Below are 18675 nucleotides of genomic sequence, written 5' to 3'. Positions count from 1 at the left end.
GCCGCCCCAGGATGACCCTGGGTTGGCGCAAGCCCATTGAGGTCTATGCCGAGCACTTGGCTCGATTGAGCCAGCAGCCAGACCCTGTGCATTGAATATTTGTTGCGCTTGGACTTGAAACCGCCCCCTTCCAGTAATCCCTGGCAGCTATCAAAGTAGGAGTTATTCAGTCCCCCGGCAAGGCAAAACCAACTCCATCGTCACAGGTGCTGATGCACGCAATCGAAGATCAGTTCCCTGAACCACTTGTGCGGCGGGGAATTCTGCGTGCGGGGGTGCCAGAGCATGCACACGTCGAAGCGCGGCAGCTCGATGGGAACGTCGAACGCCTTCACGGCCGCCATGCGCTCCATGCGCCGGGCCAGGCGCGCGGGCACGCAGGTGACGAGGTCGGACGTTTCCAGCACGAAGGGAACCGACAGGAACGTGGGCTTGACCATCTGGATGCGCCGACGGCAGTTGAAGGGCTCCAGCGCGGTGTCGATCTGGACGTTGTAGATCTGCGTGCCCTGCGGCTCGATGGTGATGTGCGGCAGCGCGCAGAACTCCCGCGCGTCCAGCGGCTTTTCATGCACCGGATTCGTCTGCGCGGCCAGCCCGAGGAACCGGTCGGAAAACAGCCGTCGGCTGAGCAGGTAGTTCGGTGGGTCGGGGTAGTAGGACAGGGTCAGGTCCAACTCCCCGGCCGACATCATCTCGCCGAAGTGATGGGGGTTGGTCTGCAGCACGTGCAGCGCGATATCGGGTGCGTGTTCGCGCAGCCGCTTCATGATGATCGGGATCAGGATCATGTCGATGTAGTCGATCGCGATCACCCGGAACGTGAAGCTCGCCGTTTTTGGATCGAAGTCGGTGGGCTCATTGACGCGGTCCAGCGCCTCGATGGCGGCCTGCACGCGCGGCCAGATCGACAGCGCGACCTCGGTGGCGCTCCACGTGGTTCCGCTGCGCACGAGCAACTCGTCGTCGAACGCCGCGCGCAGCTTGGCCAGCAGTGCGCTCATCGATGGCTGGCTCAGCTCCAGCAGGTCGGCCGCGCGGGTGACGTGGCGCTCGCGCATCAGGGCGTCGAACGCGCGCAGCATCTGTTCATCGATCGCGTTTTTCTTCATGGTCTGGCTCACTGGCGGCAATCGGTGCCGCACCCGTCTCAATAGCACAACAAGGGCCGTTTGCGTCAGAGGAAATTCCCAAGCCCATCGGACGCTCCAATGGCATGCATCAGGTACGCCGATTGCGGCCTGCCGGGGTGCCTCCTAAGCTCCCGCTCCTCATTACACAGCAGCCAGGAGACCTTCCCCATGCCACTTCCCACCCTTCACCTCACCCGCGAGCAGATGCGCAAGCGCGTCGCTTTCTTCAAGGACATCAAGGGCTTCGACGGCGGACTGCCCGACGCCCACTACCCGGGCTGCGAGCGCCTGCTCTACAACGCCATCGGCTTCCAGCCGCCCAAGGGCAAGGGCGGGGCGGACGTCCTGTCGCCTGTGGGCGCGGAAGCGGCCGCGAATTCCGCTATTCCCATCAGCGAAGGCTTCAACCTGGGCTTTTGCGAAGCCAAGCCCGGCAACGGGCCGCTGATGCACAACCACGACACCAACGAGACCTTCATTCCCCTGACTGGCACCTGGCGCTGCTCGTGGGAAGTGGACGGCCGGGTGGAGTACTTCGATTGCGGCCCCTGGGACGTCTGCTCGTTCCCGCCCGGCGTGAACCGCCGCTTCGAGAACGTCACCTTCAGCGAACCGGACAAGAGCCATTTCATCATGTTCGTCATCGGCGGCGACGCGCCCGAGGCGGACTTCTCCGACGAGGCGAAGACCGCCCTGCGCAAGGAAGGGATGATGAAATGAACCCCGCGCATCGCAGCATGACCCCGCTGAGCCGCCGCCAGCTCGTGGCCCGCATGGCCGCAGCCGCGCTCCTGCCGGTCGCGAGCCTGCCCGGCCGCGCCCAGTCCGTCTGGCCGTCGCGCCCCATCCGCATCGTGGTGCCCTTCGCTGCCGGCTCTTCGGTCGACATCGTGGCCCGCGTGGTGAGCGATCCCCTGGCCCGTGTCCTGGGCCAGCCGGTCATAGTGGACAACCGCGCGGGTGCCTCCGGCATCATCGGCGCCGACTCGGCCGCCAAGAGCCCTGCGGACGGCTACACCCTGCTGCTGTCCGTCAACTCCATCATGTGCATCAACCCGCACGTCTATCAGAAGCTCCCTTACGACGCCTTCAAGGACTTCTCTGCGGTGACCCAGGCCGTGCGCGTGCCCTACGTGCTGATCGCTGGCCCGCAGCAGCCCTTCCGCACGGTCTCCGATCTGTTGGAGCAGGCGCGCAGGAAGCCGGGCGCGGTGGACTATGCGTCGCTGGGCGTTGGTACTGCGGCGCATGTCGTGATGGAGATGATGTGCAACATGGCCAATGTGCGGATGAACAACGTCCCCTACAAGGGCAGCCCGCTGACCGACCTGATTGCCGGGCAGGTTGCCGTCACGCTGGAGCCAGTGACCACGGCGATCCCTATGGTCAAGTCGGGCAAGGTCCGCGCGCTGGCCGTCACCAGCAAGGCGCGCCTGCCCAGCCTGCCCGACGTGCCCACCACCGCGGAAACGCTGCCAGGCTTCGATGGCGATGGCTGGCAAGGCTTCTATCTGCCCGCTGCCACGCCCAAGGACATCACGAAGCGCTTGAATGAAGAAATCGTGAAGGCGCTGAGGCTGCCCGAGGCAAGCACCCGCCTGGGCGAACTGGGCCTGCAGCCGGTAGGCGACTCCGTTGACGAGTTCGCGCGCGTGACGCGCAGCGACTACGACAAGTGGGGCCGCATCGTCAAGGCGAACAACATCCGCATCGAGTGATGCCTGCCCGCCAGGAAGCGCCGTGATTCGATGGATGCATGAATCACTCGCCGCCCCCGGGGTGCGGCAGCGGACGTTCCGACCCGCCGCGGATCCGCTGCTGGACGCGGCGGCGTTCTACGATGGTGGGGACGGCACCGATCCGACCTCGCCCATCGTCTGCATGCAGCACGGCGGCAGCAGTTCCAAGAGCGGTGCCGACGTGCTGGACGCTGCACGTGTGTTCGTCGCGCGGGGCTGCCGCGTGCTGGCGCTGGACGGCCCTGTCCACGGTGCCCGGGGCCAGGATGGGGAAACGGACCTGGTCACACGCGAACGCTTCCTGAACCTGTGGCGACAAGCGCCCGGGCACATCGAAAGCCACGTCAATCGGTGGATCGACCTGCTCCGCGAGACCCACGAGGCATGGCCGGACGCCCACCTCCTGTGGTACGGCGTTTCCATGGGCACCGCCTACGGCCTGCCCGTGCTGGCGCAGGCGCCCCGCATCCGGCGCGCGGCCCTCGGCATGTGGGGCGCGTGCTTCCCCCAATCGCAGCGACTGCTCGGCGACGCGGGCCGCGTGGGCTGCCCTGTGCTGTTCCAGCAAAAATGGGACGACGAGCTCTTCACCCGCCAGGGTCAACTGGATCTTTTCGACGCGCTGGGCACGCGCGACAAGCGCTTGGTCATCTACCCCGGCACGCACACCCGCGTGGTCGGCGAGCAGTTGGACGATCTCGTGCGCTTCCTGTGCAACGAACCCGGGCCAGGCGGATGAATTCAGGGCAATCGCATCTAAACCATGAACCCCAATAGGCGCCAAGCAAGAGCGTGTTCATGATCTTTTCACGGAGCCCGCAAAGTCGCCCACAAGCGCAATTGCCAGGACCGATTGCAGATCGTGGCGGTGCGTGCGCTCAATACGGGAATCGGGGATGCTTTGCAGGCGAGTCGGCAGATTCATTGGAACAGCGACTGGGAAGGACTCAAGCGCTTAGTTTGCAGACTCAGATGTGATTGCCCTGAGCACCAGGGAAGGCCCGCACGCACGCCAGTGCCGCCGTCACGTCGTCCGCACCCACGTCCAGGTGCGTCACCCAGCGCAGCCGCGTGCCCACGGGCGCGCCCAGGCCTTTGCTCAGGCACAGCGACACCGAATCGAAATGGCCGCACAGCGCCCGCGCCTCGTCATACACATCGGTGCCGTGGCGCGCCGCGTTGGCGGTGGCGGCATTGAACAGCCGCGCGCCGTCCAGGTGCAGCGCTAGGCCGCGCCGCTGTGCCAGTTGCGCCACCTCGGCCACGTAGGCGGGTGGCAGCACCTGGCCGCCGGTGGTGTTCTCCAGCACGATGAGGCGGGTGCGCGCGAAGTGCGGGTCGTCGGGCTTGATGGCGGCGGCGATGTCCGCCAGCCGCAGCGTGCCGTCGGGCTGCGTTTCCACCGGCTGGGGCTGGATGGAGCCCAGCACGGCCATGCCGCCCGCCTCCCAGCGGTAGGTGTGCCAGCTCTGGCCCACGATGGCCTCGTCGCCGCGCTGGCAGTGGCCCCACAGCGCGATCAGGTTGGTCTGCGTGCCCGAGGGTGCGAACAGCGCGGCCTCGAAGCCCAGCAGTTGCGCCGCGTGGTCCTGCAGCGCGTTCACCGAGGGGTCGTCGGCGAACACGTCGTCGCCCAGCGGGGCTTGGAACATGGCCTCGCGCATGGCGGGCGTGGGCTGGGTGACGGTGTCGCTGCGGAAGTCGGGCATGCGGCAATAAGAGGGTTTCAGGGGCGCGCCATCTTGCACTCCGTGCCCTGGGCCAGTTCGTTGCCCGAGTAGGACGCATCGGTGCGGAAGCCGTAGTTCGTGCCTTCCCAGCCCGTCTTCACCGCCTTGCCGTCCACCGGCGCGATGGTGTTGACCACCTGGGGCAGCAGCAACTGGTGGTCCTCGCCGCGCATGCGCACGGGGCCGACCACCGTGTCCAGCGTCAGGTCTTCCAGCGCGCGGGCCACCTTTACCGTGTCGGTGGACTGGGCCTTCTGGATGGCGGCGGCCAGAAAGCGCGGCGTGAACTCGATGCGCGGGCCCAGGAAGTCCTTGCCCGTCTTGGCCTTGTAGGCTTTGGCGAGCGCGTCCACCTTGGGCCGGTCGGCCTGGCCCGGGTGCCATTCGGCCACCCAGGTGAGCTGGCCGCGCTTGGCCTGCGACACCGCCAGCACCGTGCCGGGCACCGAGCCCGCGCTGTGGTTGAAGTAGCGCAGGTCGTAGCCCGCATCGCCCGCGGACTTGAGCAGCAGCGCCATGTCCTGGCCCCAGTTGCCGGTGATGACCGAATCGGCCTCGCTGCTCTTGATCTTGGCGAGGTAGGGCGCGAAGTCCTTCACGCGGCCGATGGGGTGCAGCGCCTCGCCCACGAACTGGATGTCGGGCCGCGCCAGGCCCACCAACTCGCGGCCATAGTGCGCCCACTGCTTGCCGTGCGCGTAGTCCTGGTTGAGCAGGTACACCTTCTTGATGCCGGGCTGCGTCTTGATGTAGTTGGCGATGGCCTTCATCTTCATCGCCGTGTTCGCGTCGAACTGGAAGTGCCAGAAGTTGCACGCCTTGCCCGTCAGCTCGGGGTCGATGGACGAGTGGTTGAGCACCATCACTTCCTTGCCCGGGTTGCGCTGGTTGTGGCGCGCCGCCGACTGCACCAGCGCCGTGACCACCGACGAGCCCGAGCCGCCGGTGATGATGGCGCGCGCGCCCTGGTCGATGGCCGCCTGCAGCGCGCTCTGGCTCTCCTGCGCCGACAGCTTGCTGTCGAACTGCAGCAGCTGCAGCTTGGTGCCCTTGAGCACGCCGCCCTTGGCGTTGATGTCCTCGATGGCGTACTGGATGTGCGTGAGCATGAGCTCGCCCACGTTGGCGAAGGGGCCCGACAGCGGGTCGATGTAGGCGACCTTGAAGGTCTCCTGCGCATGGGCGGCGCCCGCGCCCAGCGCGAGGGCCAGGGCGGTGAGCGTGGCGGGGTGCGGCGTCTTCGTTGTCTTCATGGCGTGTCTCCGGTCGTTGTGGTGGTGGATGGGGGGCATGCGCGCAGGCCCAGCACGCGGCAGGCCAGCGCAGTCAGCTCGCGGGCCACCGCGTCGGGCGGCAGGCGGCCGCCGGGGCGGTACCAGTTGTAGAGAAAGCCCGGCAGGCTGCAGGCGGCCAGCGCGGTGATCTTGGTGTCGCCGAACTCGAACATGCCGTCCGCCCGGCCTTCATCGAGCAGGGTACACAGCCGGTCGTAGAAGTGGTTCGCCAGCTTCTTCTGCGCGGCCAGGTACTCGGGGCGAAACACCTGCGGCTCGCGGTACGGGAAGAACGCCGCCGGGTGGTGCGCGAGCGTGGCGCGCACCAGCCGGGCGATGCCGTCGGCCACCTTCTCGTGCGCGGGGCGCGCGTCGTCCTCGGCGAAATCCATGGCGGTGAAGCACGCCACGGCGGGCGTCCAGCACAGCGTCTCGAAGATCTCCTGCTTGTTGCGGAAGTAGTAATAGACGAAGGGCTTGGTCACGCCCAGCGCCTGCACCATCTGCTCGATGGTGGTGTTGGCGTAGCCCTGCGCGTCGAACAGCGCCTCGGCGGCGGCCAGGATGCGCTCGCGCTTCTCGTCCGACCTCGCCGTGGCGGCCTTTTGCCGACCGGTTGGCGACAGTGAGTTTCTACCCATGGGTAGCATTTTTCTACCCGGCGGCATATATTGGCAAGACGCTGGCGGGCCGCAGTGCCTATCGCAAACCCTGAAGACCAGCGATTCCAGGCACCTTGGAGACACGCCATGCCGCAAACCCATCCCCCGCAGCAACCCTTGCACGAACACCTGCGCCGCCACGCGCGCGAAACGCCGGGCCGCGCCGCCTACGTCTGGTACGGCCAGCCCCTCACCTGGGCCGAGCTGGACGCCGCCAGCGACGCCTTCGCCGCGCGGCTGCAGGCGCTGGGCGTGCAAAAGGGCGAGCCCGTGGCGCTGTTCATGAACAACTGCCCGCAGTACGTGATGGCGCACTACGGCATCCAGAAGATCGGCGCCATCGTCTGCCCCTGCGGCCCGCTGAACAAGGCGCACGAGCTGGGCTACCAACTGGGCGACCTGGGCGCGCGCGTCATCGTCGCGGCCGACGTGCTGCTGCCCGTGGTGGCGCAGGTGCGGGGCGATACCAGGCTGGAGCACGTCTTCACCGTGCGCTACGCCGACCTGCTGGGCGGCGACAGCCCCATCGACGTGCCCGCCGAACTGACCGCCATGCGCGCCCAGCCCGCGCCCGTGCCCGATGCGCTGGCCGCGTGCTGCGAGGACTTCCTGGCCGCCACGCGCTCGGGCGCGAAACCGCGCCCCGTGGAGATCGGCCTGGACGACGTGGCGCTGATGACCTACACCTCGGGCAGCACCGGCCTGCCCAAGGGCGCCATGCTCAGTTACGGCAACGCGCTGTTCAAGACCGACGCGTCGGCGCAGAGCAGCAGCCTGGGCGCGCAGGACGTGCTGCTCGCCATCGCGCCGCTGTACCACATCGCGGGCATGCTCATGGGCGTGAACGTGCCCGTGTACACGGGCGCCACCTGCGTGCTGATGTACCGCTTCGACGCGGCGGCCACGGCCCAGGCGCTGGCGCGCCACCGCGTGACCTGGTGGTACAGCATCGCGCCCATGAACGTGGCCGTGATGCAGGTGCCAGGCGCGCGCGACATGGACTTCAGCGCGCTGCGGCACAACGCCGTCACCAGCTTCGGCATCACGTTCACCGAGGCGCTGGCGAACCAGTGGAAGGAGTTTGCGCCCAACGCCGTGGCGAGCGAAGCGGCCTACGGCCTGTCGGAAACGCACACCTGCGACACCGCCATGCCCGTGGACGCCGTGCGCTGGGGCACGCAGGGCAAGCCCGTGGCGGGCAACCGCATCCGCATCATCGACCCCGACACGGGCGAGGACATGCCCGTGGGCGCGCAGGGCGAAATCATCATCCACGGCCCCGGCAACTTCCGTGGCTACTGGAACAAGCCCGAGGCCACGGCCAAGACGCTCAAGGACGGCTGGGTACACACCGGCGACATGGGCAGGCTGGACGCCGACGGCTACCTCACCTTCCTGGGCCGGTTCAAGGAGATGATCAAGGTCTCGGGCTACAGCGTGTTCCCCGAAGAGGTGGAGACCATCCTCATCAAGCACCCCGCCATCGCCCAGGCCGCCGTGCTGGGCGTGCCTGATGCGCAAAAGGGCGAGGTGGTGCGCGCCTTCATCGTGCAGAAGCCCGGCGCCGCGCTTGACGCCGACGCGCTCGTCGCCTGGTGCCGCGAGAACATGGCCGCGTACAAGGTGCCGCGCGAGGTGCGCTTCATCGACGCGCTGCCTGCCACCGGCGCGGGCAAGGTGCTGCGCCGTTTATTGAGAGACATCGAGTGAATATGTTCCAGAAGGTTTTGATCGCCAATCGCGGCGAAATCGCCCTGCGCACCGTGCGCGCCCTGCACGACCTGGGCATCGCCAGCCTCGCCGTGCATGCCGACGACGATGCCGCCAGCCCGCACGTGCAGGCAGCCGACAGCGCCGTCGCGCTGAACGCCACCGGCCCCGCCGCCTACCTCGACGGCGCGCGCCTCATCGCCATCGCCCGCGGGCATGGCTGCGACGCCGTCCACCCCGGCTACGGCTTCTTGAGCGAGCGCGCCGACTTCGCGCAGGCTTGCGCCGATGCGGGCCTGCGCTTCATCGGCCCCACGTCCGAGCAGCTTGCGCTGTTCGGCGACAAGGCCCGGGCGCGCGCGCTGGCGCAGCAGCAGGGCGTGCCGCTGATGCCCGGCACGCAGGCGGCTGTGACGCTCGAAGAAGCGCAAACTTTTTTCGCGCAGCAGAACGGCGCGGGCATCGTCATCAAGGCCATCGGCGGCGGCGGCGGGCGCGGCATGCGCGCCGTGCAGTCTGCTGCCGATGTGCCCGCCGCCTACGCGCGCTGCCGCAGCGAGGCCCAGGCCGCGTTCGGTGTCGATGGCGTGTACGTGGAACGCCTCATGCCCAACGCCCGCCACATCGAGGTGCAGGTGCTGGGCGACGGGCGCGAGGCCATCGCCCTGGGCGAGCGCGAATGCACGCTGCAGCGGCGCTTTCAAAAGCTGGTGGAGATCGCGCCCAGCCCCAGCCTGCCGCAAGCGCTGCGCGAACGCATCACCGCCGCAGCCCTCGCCATGGCGCGCGCCGTGGCCTACGAGGGCCTGGGCACCTTCGAGTTTTTGGTGGACCTGGCGTGCGCCGAGCTGCCCTTCGTCTTCATCGAATGCAACCCGCGCCTGCAGGTGGAGCACACGATCACCGAGGAGGTGACGGGCGTGGACATCGTGCAGGCGCAGATCGCGCTGGCCGCGGGCCGCAGCCTGCGCGACATCGGCCTGGACCCCGCCGCGCCGCCCGCGCCGCGCGGCCATGCCGTGCAGTGGCGCATCAACGCCGAGACGCTGGATGCGCAAGGCGGCGCCGTGCCCGGCAGCGGCACGCTCACGCGCTTCGACCTGCCCGCGGGCCCCGGCGTGCGCGTGGACACGCACGGCGTGGCGGGTGGCACGCCCTCGCCGCACTACGACACGCTGCTGGCCAAGCTCATCGTGTACAGCCCCAGCCCGCGCTTTGCCGACGCGCTGCGCCGCTCGCAGCGCGCGCTGGCCGAATGCCGCATCGACGGCGTGGCGACCAACCTCGCGCTGCTGCGCGCGCTGGCTGAGCGGCCCGAGATGGAGACCCAGCAGGTCCACACGCGCTGGTTTGAATCGGTGCTGCCTGCCTTGCTGGATGCTTCTAAAACAATAGCTACAAGTGCATATCCCATAAGCACTGGAGGCCAAAAAGACAATAAACCCCTGGAGGAAGGTGCGATAGCCGCCCCCATGCCCGCGCGGCTGGTGCAGCTCAGCGTGGCCGAGGGCGACGTGGTGGCCGCCGGGGCCGAGCTGGCCGTGCTCGAAGCCATGAAGATGGAACACGTGCTGCTGGCCCCGCACGCGGGCCGCGTGCGCGCGCTGCTGGCCGCGCCGGGCGCGTACCTGGCGCAGGGCCAGGCCCTGCTCGCGCTCGACGCCGCGCCCGACGACGCCACGGCCCAGGGCGCGCAGGCCAGCGCGCTCGACCCCGCCGCCATCCGCCCCGACCTGCAGCGCGTGCTGGACCGGCACGCCGTCACCCTCGACGCCGCCCGCTCCGAGGCCGTCGCCAAGCGCCACGCCCAGGGCGGCCGCACCGCGCGCGAGAACATCGCCGACCTGTGCGACGAGGGCAGCTTCATCGAATACGGCCAGCTTGCCATCGCCGCGCAGACGCGCCGCCGCAGCGTGGAAGACCTCATCGCCAACACGCCCGCCGACGGCATGGTGACGGGCATCGGCGGCATCAACGGCGCGCTGTTCGGCACCGAGGCATCGCGCGCGGTGGTCATGGCCTACGACGCCACCGTGCTCGCGGGCACGCAGGGCGCGCGCAACCACGCCAAGACCGACCGCATGCTGGGCATCGCCCTGGCGCAGAAGCTGCCCGTGGTGCTGTTCGCCGAAGGCGGCGGCGGGCGGCCCGGCGATACCGACATGCCCGTGGTCGCCGGCCTGCACATCACCACCTTCGCCGCCTACGCCGCGCTGTCGGGCCAGGTGCCCGTGGTCGGCGTGGTGCACGGCCGCTGCTTTGCGGGCAACGCGGCGCTGCTGGGCTGCAGCGACGTGATCATCGCCACGCGCGCCAGCAACATCGGCATGGGCGGCCCCGCCATGATCGAAGGCGGCGGGCTGGGCGTGTTCAAGCCCGAGCAGGTCGGCCCCAGCGGCGTGCAGCACGCCAACGGCGTGATCGACGTGCTGGTTCATGATGAGGCCCAGGCCGTGCGCGCCGCGCGCCAGTACCTGGGCTACTTCCAGGGCCGCACGGCAGACTGGAGCGCGCCCGACCAGCGCCTGCTGCGCGCCGTGGTGCCCGAGAACCGCCTGCGCGTCTATGACACCCGGGCCGCCATGGCGGGCCTGGTGGACGAAGGCAGCCTGCTGCCGCTGCGCACCGGCTTCGGCGCGGGCATCCACACCGCGCTGGCGCGCATCGAGGGCCGCCCCGTGGGCCTGCTCGCCAACAACCCGCAGCACCTGGGCGGCGCCATCGACGCGGCTGCCGCCGACAAGGCCGCGCGCTTCATGCAGCTGTGCAACGCGCACGGCCTGCCCATCGTCAGCCTGGTGGACACGCCGGGCTTCATGGTCGGCCCCGAGGTGGAGCAGACCGCACAGGTGCGCCACGTCAGCCGCATGTTCGTCACCGCCGCCGCCCTGCGCGTGCCCTTCTTCGCCGTGGTGCTGCGCAAGGGCTACGGCCTGGGGGCCATGGGCATGGCGGCAGGGGGCTTCCATGCGCCCGCGTTCACGGTCGCCTGGCCCACGGGCGAGTTCGGCGCCATGGGGCTCGAAGGCTCGGTGCGCCTGGGTTTCCGCAAGGAGCTGCAAGCCCTGCCCGAAGGGCCTGAGCGCGACGCGCTGTACCAGAAGCTCGTCGCCAAGGCATACGCCAACGGCGAGGCCATGCACATGGCGGCCACGCTGGAGATCGACGCGGTGATCGACCCGGCCGAGACGCGCGCCTGGCTGGCGCGGGGGCTGGCGGGCGCGGCGCGTGGCGGCGCGGCGGCGCGTCACAAAAGCTTCATCGACACCTGGTAGGTTGGCCGCATGGCCGACACCTACCGCCGACCCCCGCTGCCCGCCACGGCGCGCTCGTCGGTAGGGTGGTTCGCGCTGTGCTGGTTCTTGCTCATCTTCAGCCCCTTCGTCGGCTTTGCGCTGCATGGCAAGGTGGATGAGCGGGGGCTGGAGATGGGCTTGGCCTTCGCCCTCATCCCCCTGGCAGGCCTGACCGCGCTGGCCGCGCGGCGCTGGCGTAATTGGCGCGCCGTGCCGCCCGCACTGCGCGCGCAGTGGGACGCGGGCTGGGTCGTTCCCGCCGAAGGCGCGCCCGCCGTGGCAGCGCCCGTGCGTTTCACGCAAGGCAAGCGCTGGATCGAGATGCGCCCAGACGGTGTGGTCTTTGCGCGCAACAGCCTGCTCGGCATGCAGGGCGTGCCCCGGCTGATCGAGGCGACCTGGGTGGCAGAACAAGCAGGCCAGTGGTTCGTGCCCTGGGCCGACATCACCGAATGGGTGGTCGAAACGGATAGCGACGGGCCGGACAACTACCGTCTGCTGCTGCGCCAGGGCCAGATGCGCTTGCAACGCCTGACGCCCGATGCGGGTCACGAATGCGACGTGCTCGACGCCGTGCGCGCCGTGGGCCGCTGCCCCGTGCGGCTGCGCTGTGACGTGGGTTAGCGCTGCATCAGCCCCAGCTTCACCCCCAGCCCCACGAAAGCCGCCGCAAACCCGCGCCGCAGCCAGTCCTGCACGCTGGGCCGCTCCAGCACCTGCTGGCGAAACCGCGCGGCAAAGGCCCCGTACAGCGCGAACACCGCAAACGTCATGCCCATGAACACCAGCGAAAGCTGGGCCATGCGCCACGCGGGCTGCGGCTCGCCGGGCGCGATGAACTGCGGCAGGAAGGTCAGGAAGAACAGCGACAGCTTGGGGTTGAGCAGGTTGACCAGCACCGCTTCGCCAATGCGCGCCCCGGCCGTGCGCGGGGGCGCGTCGGCTGGTACGGCCAGGGCGGCGGGCGAGCGCCACGTCGCCCAGCCCATGTAGATGAGGTAGGCCGCCCCGGCGTAGCGCACCACCTCGAAGGCGGTGGCGCTGGCGCCCAGCAGCGCGGCCAGCCCGGTGATGGCCGCCAGCAGGTGCGGCACGATGCCCAGCGTGCAGCCCAGCGCTGTGATGGCCGCCGCCCGCGCGCCGCCCGAGAGGCCGGCAGCCACGGTCAGCAAGGTGCCAGGCCCTGGCGAGACGACGATGATGAGAGAGGTGATGAGGAATTCGATGCCCATGTCCCGCAGCATCGGCCCAGGCTACGCGCGGGTCTTGAACGAAATTGCAGCCCGTTGTGCGTACGCGCCGGGCGTGACGCCGAAGCTGCGCGTAAACACCCGCGTCAGATGGCTCTGGTCGGCAAAGCCGCTGGCTGCTGCCGCCTCGGCCAGCGGCGTGCCTGCCGTGATGAGCCGCCGCGCCTGTTGCAGCCGCCGTTGCAGCAGGTAGGCGTGGGGCGTCAGGCCCGTGGCGCGGGCGAACTGGCGCACGAGCTGGTAGCGGCTCAGGCCCGTTTCGGCGGCCAGCTCCGCCAGGCTCCAGGGCGCGGCGGGGTCGTCGTCCATCATCGTGCGGGCCGGGGCAATGGCGGCGGGCAGTTCGCGCCCGCCGGGCCGCAGCAGCGTGCCCAGAATGCCCAGCAGGCATTCCTGCACGCGCAGGTCGGCAGAGGGCGCAGCAGGGGCGGTGGCGGCGGCAAACAGCGCCCGCACCTGGGCGGCCAATTGCGCATCGCGCAGCGCGGGGGCATGGAATTCAAACGCGGTGGATGCGCCGGGCAGCACGTCCGCCGCGAGGCCCGCCACCAGGGCAGGCTCTAGGTAGAGCATGCGCCAGGCCCTGCCGCCATCGCCCAAGGGTGCGCCGTCATGCACCTCGCCGGGGTTGACGGTGATGGTGTCGCCCGCACCCGCTTCCACCATCCCCCGCCCGCTGGCCGAGCGCTGCGCGCCGCGCTCGATCACGCCCAGGCCGAACTGCGTGTGGACGTGCTTGCCGAAAGCCATGGCGGAGTCCGCCTGCATCGCGTCCATGCCCGGATGCACGCAGGCAAGAAGCTGGAAACGTGGGGGTTGGGCCATGTGCGGCCCATGATAAGCTGGCCCGTTCCTTTCAGACTGACCCACGCGGAGACACCCCCATGCCCGGCCTTTTGCCCGAAATCGACCCCGACGGCCTGCTTGAATTCTCGGTCGTCTATACCGACCGCGCGCTCAACCACATGTCCAAGCGCTTCAGCGGCGTGGTGCAGGACATCCTCTCTACCTTGAAGCAGGTCTATGGCGCCCACACCGCCGTGCTCGTACCCGGCAGCGGCACTTTCGGCATGGAGGCCGTGGCGCGCCAGTTCGCCAACCAGCAGAAGGTGCTGATCGTGCGCAACGGCTGGTTCAGCTACCGCTGGACGCAGATCTTCGACGCCGACAAGGGTCTGGGCGGCGGCTCTGTGGTGTGCAAGGCGCGCCAGCAGGGCAGCGGCCCGCAGGCACCCTGGGCACCGTGTCCGGCGGACGAGGTGGCGGCTGCCATCCGCGCTGAAAAACCCAAGGTGGTGTTCGCGCCCCACGTGGAGACGGCCAGCGGCATCATCCTGAGCGACGGGTACATCCGCGCCGTGGCCGACGCCGCGCACGAGGTCGGCGCGCTGCTTGTGCTGGACTGTGTGGCCTCGGGCGCGATGTGGGTGGACATGCGCAAGACCGGCGTGGACGTGCTCATCAGCGCCCCGCAAAAGGGCTGGAGCAGCTCGCCCTGCTGCGCGATGGTCATGCTGTCCGAGCGCGCCCGCCAGGCCATCGAGGGCACGCAGAGCAGCAGCTTCTCGTGCGATTTGAAGAAGTGGATGCAGATCGCCGAGGGCTACGAAAAGGGCCAGCACGCCTACCACACCACCATGCCCACCGACGCCCTGGTGCGCCTGCGCGACGTGATGCTGGAGACGCGGGACTATGGCTTCGACAAGGTGCGCGCCGAGCAGATCGACCTGGGCGCCAAGGTGCGCGCGCTGCTCGAATCGCGCGGCTTCGCCAGCGTGGCGGCAGACGGTTGGAAGGCCCCCGGCGTGGTGGTGAGCTACACGACCGACCCCGGCATCCAGAACGCGAGCAAGTTCGCCGCCGTGGGCCTGCAGACCGCCGCGGGCGTGCCGCTGCAATGCGACGAGGGGCCGGACTTCAAGACCTTCCGAATCGGCCTGTTCGGGCTGGAGAAGTGGCACAACGTGGACCGCACGGTGGGGCACCTGGCGGCCGCGCTGGACAAGATCGCGTTGGCTGGATGATGATGGTCCACCCGCCATTCGAGACATTGCGGAAAAAGGGGTTCGACATCCTCTTTCTCTCGCATGCGAGGTCCATCCTGGACGGTGAGTTTTCCGACGCGCTGCATGAGTTGGAACATGTCCTCAGCGCCATAGAACTGCCGATTTCCGAGATCATCGGATCGGGCGGCGGTGAAACCCAGTTCACCCAGCGTTTGCGCAGGGCGCTTGCGCACCTCGGCTGGAAGAAGCACATCTTTGAAATCGGCAAGACCATCGACGGTGTGCCGCGCGAATCCAGTTCGCACGAGGTCGATCACGTCAAGCGCTATGACGGCGTGGGCGTTCTGGCCCTGGAAATTGAGTGGAACAACAAGGATCCGTTCTACGACCGCGATTTGGAAAACTTCAAGCGTCTGCACGCCGAAGGCGCCATCAGCGTGGGCATCATCATCACGCGGGGGCGTTCATTGCAAGAAAGCCTCTGGAATGCAGTGCATCGCTTTGCCATGGAGCGCAGTATCGACACCATGGAGCGGCTTGCGGAGACTGGCGTCACGCCCACACCCAAGCAGCGGGCCAACATTCTCAAACGTGTTCAGCGCGCCAAAGACCCCGTGCCCCTTACCATTGCTTGGACGGACAACTTCGTTTCCAACAAATTCGGCCAGGCCACCACGCATTGGGACAAGCTGATGCACCGGGTCGATCGGGGTGTGGGCAACCCATGCCCACTGTTGCTGATTGGGCTTCCTGCTTCGATCGTCGTTTTCGATGCCGCCAAGGTTGAGCCGTTGTCCGAAGAGGACGCGGCGGATGGCAGCGAAGCGGTTTAGGCCAGAGCCAGTGGCAAGCTGGTGTCTGCCTGCGAGTGATTGGTGTAGGTCGGCCAACTCGGCGTATAGCTTTCGTCGGCCTGATTGCCCCAGATGGCCCAGCCTTCGCGCTTGCCCCGGGCGAACATCTCCAGGTAAGGGCCGGGGCTGCATGAAGTAATCAGCGGGTATTGCTCGTCGGGCTTGCGCGAATGCTCGCGTTTGCGGGTACTGATGATGTTGACCTGGGTGCGCCCCGGCTGCAGCGTGCGGGCGTTCTTGCCGCGCGTGCCGAACAGCAGGATCTCGGTGACGTTGCGAAAGTAGAAACCGACGCCGCGTCCATCCGGCCCGCCGTCTTTGCGAATCTTCTGCCAGATGATGTTTGATTTGTATTGAAATCCCCACGCCTGCATGACTGCCAGCCCTTCGGGGAGCAAAGCGTTGGGCACCCACAGGTAAAGGTGGGCGGTATCCGCGACAGAGGCGGCTACGGGCAGCGCCTTGATGTCGTCCAGCGTCAGGGTGCCATAGCGGTTGAGCCGCTTGTGCTCGGGCGCGACCTTGCCGGTGCGGTTCTGAAACTGCCAAGGGGGGTCGGCAAGAATGGTCTTGAACTTGCGCCCCGCGACAAAGTTGGAAAAATTCTGGGCGGCGGTTTCAGCGGTCATGGCAAGGGGTGTTTGGGTGCGTCCGGTGAAATTACTGTATGTATATCCATGTGTCAACATACGTTTGTGGTGTGGCTGGGAACATACCACTCTCTTGACAGCCGAAAGCGTTCTGTATGCCCGAGGGGATGGGTGGCCTCAATTCCGAAGTGCAACACGACAATTGTGGCCACAGTGTGCTGGGGCGATTTATCTATCGCCCCGTTCCGCCTCCTCGGCAGCATGGGCGCGGGCGATGGCCAGGATCACGTCGCGCGCCAGGCGGCGCTTGGGCACGGGCAGGCGCAGGTAGATCTCGAACAGTTCCCGGTCCTGGTAGCCCAGGCCCGCGTTCCAGGCGGGTGCGGTGCGCTCGCGCGCCATGTGCGGCTGCGACATTTCGCCATAGCCGAGCTGCTGCACGGGCACTTGCAGCCATTCGGCCAGGGTGGTGAGCTTGCGGTAGTCGGGCAGCGTCTCGCCGCGCAGCCAGCGGCGCACGCCGTGCAAGGTCATCGGCTTGCCCCAGTGGCGGGTGTTGAACTCGCGCTCCAGCACGGCGGGGCGGGGTTCGTAGCCCGCCGCCACCATCGCGTCGCGTAACCGGGCCGCAAACTGTTCTCTTGCGCTTTGCATGCCGGCGAGGCTAGAGAGGGCGCGGTCAGTCAGGGTAATTAGCCGTTATAGTTACTTTTTTTGATGGACTGACAGTTACGTGACTGAACCCCCCCGACCGCGATGCAAGGAGCAGGGATGCCCCAGGACAAGCTGCAACAGCCGGAACTGCCTGCGCTGACGCGGGCGCAGCGCGAGAGCATGGAGGCCAACGTGCAGCGGCTGCGCGCCTTGCGCGAGGCGGAAAAGCAGCGGCTGCTGCAAGAGCAGCAGCGGCAGCAGCGCAGCAACGGCTGAATCAGAACCGGGGCAGCTTCGGGTGGCTGGTGCGCCCGCCGCGCACCAGCATCTTTCCGTACTCCGCGCAGCGGTTCAAAGCGGGGATCACCTTGCCGGGGTTGAGCAGCCCCGCAGGGTCGAAGGCGGCCTTCAGGCCCAGCATCTGGGCGTTTTCCTCGGCGGTGAACTGCACGCACATGCTGTTCAACTTTTCCACTCCCACGCCGTGCTCGCCGGTCACGGTGCCGCCCATCTGCACGCTGGTTTCCAGGATGTCGGCGCCGAAGAGTTCGCAGCGGTGCAGTTGGTCGGCGTCGTTCGCGTCGAACAGGATCAGCGGGTGCAGGTTGCCGTCGCCCGCGTGGAACACGTTGGCGCAGCGCAGTTGGTACTTCTTTTCCATTGCCTGGATGGCGAGCAGGATGTCGGCCAGGCGCTTGCGCGGGATGGTGGAGTCCATGCACATGTAGTCGGGGCTGATGCGGCCGCTGGCGGGGAAGGCGTTCTTGCGACCACTCCAAAAGCGCAGGCGCTCGGCCTCGTCGCGGCTCACGCTCAAGGCGGTGGCACCCGCCGCGCGCAGTACCTCGCTCATGCGGGCGATTTCTTCTTGCACCTCCTCGGGCGTGCCGTCGCTTTCGCACAGCAGGATAGCCTCTGCCGTGAGGTCGTAGCCCGCGTGGACGAAGTCCTCGACGGCGGCGGTCATGGGCTTGTCCATCATTTCCAGCCCGGCAGGGATGATGCCCGCCGCGATGACGGCGGCCACGGCGTCGCCCGCGCGGCGCACGTCGTCGAAGCTGGCCATGATGCAGCGCGCGAGCTGTGGCTTGGGGATGAGCCGCACGGTGACTTCGGTCGCCACAGCCAGCATGCCTTCGCTGCCGATCACGGCGGCCAGCAGGTCGTAGCCCGGCGTATCGAGCGCCTCGCTGCCGAACTCCACCGGCTCGCCCTCGGCGGTGAAGCCTTTCACTTGGAGGACGTTGTGTACCGTCAGGCCGTATTTCAGGCAATGCACGCCGCCGGAGTTCTCGGCCACGTTGCCGCCGATGGTGCAGGCGATCTGGCTGCTGGGGTCGGGCGCGTAGTACAGGCCGTGGGGCGCGGCGGCCTCGCTGATGGCAAGGTTGCGCACGCCGCACTGCACGCGGGCGGTGCGGGCCACCGGGTCCAGGTCGAGGATGCGGTTGAACTTGGCCAGCGACAGCGTCACGCCCAGTGCATGCGGCATGGCCCCGCCCGACAGCCCCGTGCCCGCGCCGCGCGCCACCACGGGGGCTTGCAGGCGGTGGCAGGTTTGCAGCACGGCTTGAACCTGGTCGTAGGTTTCGGGCAGGCACACGGCCAGCGGGCGCTGGCGGTAGGCGGTGAGGCCGTCGCACTCATAAGGGCTGGTGTCCTCGGCATGCCACAGCAGCGCATGCGCGGGCAGCACGCGGGCCAGGGCCTGGACGATCTCGGCCTGGCGGGCCTGGCGTTCGGCGGTGGTCATGCTGCTATTAATATGATAGCTGCT

Annotated in this window: 17 protein-coding genes and 1 pseudogene; 9 read left to right on the top strand and 9 right to left on the bottom strand. The window is 68.1% G+C overall.

Features of this window, described 5'->3' with window-relative positions; genetic code table 11:
- Nucleotides 1-200: 200 nt before the first annotated feature.
- On the bottom strand, nt 201-1112 hold the full coding sequence (locus QM569_RS01150) for a LysR family transcriptional regulator (protein WP_414985379.1): 912 nt from the start codon (nt 1110-1112) through the stop codon (nt 201-203).
- A 189-nt stretch (nt 1113-1301) separates the two neighbouring features.
- Between QM569_RS01150 and QM569_RS01145 the strand changes: the two genes are divergently transcribed.
- Genes QM569_RS01145 through QM569_RS01135 form a run of 3 tightly spaced genes read left to right on the top strand, consistent with a single transcriptional unit; the run spans nt 1302 to nt 3611 of the window.
- Nucleotides 1302-1853, top strand: coding sequence for a cupin domain-containing protein (locus QM569_RS01145; RefSeq protein ID WP_414985378.1), 552 nt, complete (start codon nt 1302-1304; stop codon nt 1851-1853).
- Entirely contained in the window at nt 1850-2851 is a 1002-nt protein-coding gene (locus QM569_RS01140) for a Bug family tripartite tricarboxylate transporter substrate binding protein (protein ID WP_414985377.1), read from the top strand. Before QM569_RS01145 ends, QM569_RS01140 begins: the two co-directional genes overlap by 4 nt.
- 34 nt (nt 2852-2885) lie before the next feature.
- Complete coding sequence (locus QM569_RS01135) at nt 2886-3611, top strand: alpha/beta hydrolase (protein ID WP_414985376.1); 726 nt, start codon at nt 2886-2888, stop codon at nt 3609-3611.
- Nucleotides 3612-3942: 331 nt separating this feature from the next.
- Here the strand turns inward: QM569_RS01135 and QM569_RS01130 are convergent.
- The 3 genes and pseudogenes from QM569_RS01130 to QM569_RS01120 form a co-directional block, all read right to left on the bottom strand.
- Nucleotides 3943-4581, bottom strand: a pseudogene (locus QM569_RS01130) (GntG family PLP-dependent aldolase); the annotation flags it as partial.
- A gap of 17 nt (nt 4582-4598) precedes the next feature.
- Entirely contained in the window at nt 4599-5855 is a 1257-nt protein-coding gene (locus QM569_RS01125; RefSeq protein WP_414985375.1) for a branched-chain amino acid ABC transporter substrate-binding protein, read from the bottom strand.
- The gene (locus QM569_RS01120) at nt 5852-6526 is read right to left on the bottom strand and encodes a TetR/AcrR family transcriptional regulator (RefSeq protein ID WP_414985374.1); all 675 of its coding nucleotides are present in this window, start codon (nt 6524-6526) and stop codon (nt 5852-5854) included. The genes QM569_RS01125 and QM569_RS01120 overlap by 4 nt, the downstream gene beginning before the upstream one ends.
- A 99-nt stretch (nt 6527-6625) precedes the next feature.
- Here QM569_RS01120 and QM569_RS01115 point away from each other — a divergent pair, with 99 nt between their 5' ends.
- From QM569_RS01115 to QM569_RS01105, 3 genes are read left to right on the top strand one after another with little or no spacing between them, the layout of a single operon-like run.
- Entirely contained in the window at nt 6626-8248 is a 1623-nt protein-coding gene (locus tag QM569_RS01115) for an AMP-binding protein (RefSeq protein ID WP_414985373.1), read from the top strand.
- Nucleotides 8249-8250: 2 nt separating this feature from the next.
- Entirely contained in the window at nt 8251-11523 is a 3273-nt protein-coding gene (locus QM569_RS01110) for a carboxyl transferase domain-containing protein (protein WP_414985372.1), read from the top strand.
- Between the two features lie 9 nt (nt 11524-11532).
- Entirely contained in the window at nt 11533-12168 is a 636-nt protein-coding gene (locus tag QM569_RS01105; RefSeq protein WP_414985371.1) for a hypothetical protein, read from the top strand.
- Here the strand turns inward: QM569_RS01105 and QM569_RS01100 are convergent.
- Together QM569_RS01100 and QM569_RS01095 are read right to left on the bottom strand one after the other, a co-directional pair.
- Nucleotides 12165-12776, bottom strand: a complete 612-nt coding sequence (locus tag QM569_RS01100) for a LysE family translocator (protein ID WP_414985370.1) — start codon at nt 12774-12776, stop codon at nt 12165-12167. The genes QM569_RS01105 and QM569_RS01100 overlap by 4 nt on opposite strands.
- A gap of 21 nt (nt 12777-12797) precedes the next feature.
- Entirely contained in the window at nt 12798-13619 is an 822-nt protein-coding gene (locus tag QM569_RS01095; RefSeq protein ID WP_414985369.1) for an AraC family transcriptional regulator, read from the bottom strand.
- Nucleotides 13620-13678: 59 nt separating this feature from the next.
- On the opposite strand from QM569_RS01095, the gene QM569_RS01090 reads away from it, so the two are divergent.
- Nucleotides 13679-14818 (top strand): aminotransferase class V-fold PLP-dependent enzyme, encoded by a 1140-nt coding sequence (locus tag QM569_RS01090; RefSeq protein WP_414985368.1) that lies wholly within the window; start codon nt 13679-13681, stop codon nt 14816-14818.
- Entirely contained in the window at nt 14815-15633 is an 819-nt protein-coding gene (locus tag QM569_RS01085) for a BglII/BstYI family type II restriction endonuclease (protein WP_414985367.1), read from the top strand. Before QM569_RS01090 ends, QM569_RS01085 begins: the two co-directional genes overlap by 4 nt.
- Here QM569_RS01085 and QM569_RS01080 read toward each other — a convergent pair.
- Together QM569_RS01080 and QM569_RS01075 are read right to left on the bottom strand one after the other, a co-directional pair.
- Nucleotides 15630-16283 (bottom strand): MT-A70 family methyltransferase, encoded by a 654-nt coding sequence (locus tag QM569_RS01080; RefSeq protein WP_414985366.1) that lies wholly within the window; start codon nt 16281-16283, stop codon nt 15630-15632. The two genes, QM569_RS01085 and QM569_RS01080, sit on opposite strands and share 4 nt — an antisense overlap.
- A 189-nt stretch (nt 16284-16472) precedes the next feature.
- Entirely contained in the window at nt 16473-16898 is a 426-nt protein-coding gene (locus QM569_RS01075; RefSeq protein ID WP_414985365.1) for an XRE family transcriptional regulator, read from the bottom strand.
- Between the two features lie 117 nt (nt 16899-17015).
- On the opposite strand from QM569_RS01075, the gene QM569_RS01070 reads away from it, so the two are divergent.
- Nucleotides 17016-17174: a hypothetical protein gene (locus QM569_RS01070; protein WP_414985364.1), complete on the top strand. Its 159-nt coding sequence runs from the start codon at nt 17016-17018 to the stop codon at nt 17172-17174.
- A gap of 1 nt (nt 17175) precedes the next feature.
- Here the strand turns inward: QM569_RS01070 and QM569_RS01065 are convergent, their stop codons facing one another.
- A complete protein-coding gene (locus QM569_RS01065) occupies nt 17176-18651 on the bottom strand; it encodes an FAD-linked oxidase C-terminal domain-containing protein (protein ID WP_414985363.1) in 1476 nt (491 codons plus the stop codon).
- Between the last annotated feature and the right edge of the window lie 24 nt (nt 18652-18675).

Source organism: Acidovorax sp. (assembly GCF_047607405.1).
Taxonomy (GTDB): Bacteria; Pseudomonadota; Gammaproteobacteria; order Burkholderiales; family Burkholderiaceae_C; genus Acidovorax.
This window is presented reverse-complemented; position numbering and strand designations above follow the sequence as displayed.

What these genes read in the sequence shown, in the direction of transcription:
- QM569_RS01080 (WP_414985366.1), bottom strand. Translation starts at nt 16,283, where the DNA reads ATGACCGCTGAAACCGCCGCCCAGAATTTTTCCAACTTTGTCGCGGGG.
- QM569_RS01090 (WP_414985368.1), top strand. Translation starts at nt 13,679, where the DNA reads ATGCCCGGCCTTTTGCCCGAAATCGACCCCGACGGCCTGCTTGAATTC.
- QM569_RS01120 (WP_414985374.1), bottom strand. Translation starts at nt 6,526, where the DNA reads ATGCTACCCATGGGTAGAAACTCACTGTCGCCAACCGGTCGGCAAAAG.
- QM569_RS01125 (WP_414985375.1), bottom strand. Translation starts at nt 5,855, where the DNA reads ATGAAGACAACGAAGACGCCGCACCCCGCCACGCTCACCGCCCTGGCC.
- QM569_RS01110 (WP_414985372.1), top strand. Translation starts at nt 8,251, where the DNA reads ATGTTCCAGAAGGTTTTGATCGCCAATCGCGGCGAAATCGCCCTGCGC.
- QM569_RS01150 (WP_414985379.1), bottom strand. Translation starts at nt 1,112, where the DNA reads ATGAAGAAAAACGCGATCGATGAACAGATGCTGCGCGCGTTCGACGCC.
- QM569_RS01135 (WP_414985376.1), top strand. Translation starts at nt 2,886, where the DNA reads ATGCATGAATCACTCGCCGCCCCCGGGGTGCGGCAGCGGACGTTCCGA.
- QM569_RS01140 (WP_414985377.1), top strand. Translation starts at nt 1,850, where the DNA reads ATGAACCCCGCGCATCGCAGCATGACCCCGCTGAGCCGCCGCCAGCTC.
- QM569_RS01085 (WP_414985367.1), top strand. Translation starts at nt 14,815, where the DNA reads ATGATGATGGTCCACCCGCCATTCGAGACATTGCGGAAAAAGGGGTTC.
- QM569_RS01075 (WP_414985365.1), bottom strand. Translation starts at nt 16,898, where the DNA reads ATGCAAAGCGCAAGAGAACAGTTTGCGGCCCGGTTACGCGACGCGATG.
- QM569_RS01065 (WP_414985363.1), bottom strand. Translation starts at nt 18,651, where the DNA reads ATGACCACCGCCGAACGCCAGGCCCGCCAGGCCGAGATCGTCCAGGCC.
- QM569_RS01095 (WP_414985369.1), bottom strand. Translation starts at nt 13,619, where the DNA reads ATGGCCCAACCCCCACGTTTCCAGCTTCTTGCCTGCGTGCATCCGGGC.
- QM569_RS01105 (WP_414985371.1), top strand. Translation starts at nt 11,533, where the DNA reads ATGGCCGACACCTACCGCCGACCCCCGCTGCCCGCCACGGCGCGCTCG.
- QM569_RS01070 (WP_414985364.1), top strand. Translation starts at nt 17,016, where the DNA reads ATGCCCCAGGACAAGCTGCAACAGCCGGAACTGCCTGCGCTGACGCGG.
- QM569_RS01100 (WP_414985370.1), bottom strand. Translation starts at nt 12,776, where the DNA reads ATGGGCATCGAATTCCTCATCACCTCTCTCATCATCGTCGTCTCGCCA.
- QM569_RS01145 (WP_414985378.1), top strand. Translation starts at nt 1,302, where the DNA reads ATGCCACTTCCCACCCTTCACCTCACCCGCGAGCAGATGCGCAAGCGC.
- QM569_RS01115 (WP_414985373.1), top strand. Translation starts at nt 6,626, where the DNA reads ATGCCGCAAACCCATCCCCCGCAGCAACCCTTGCACGAACACCTGCGC.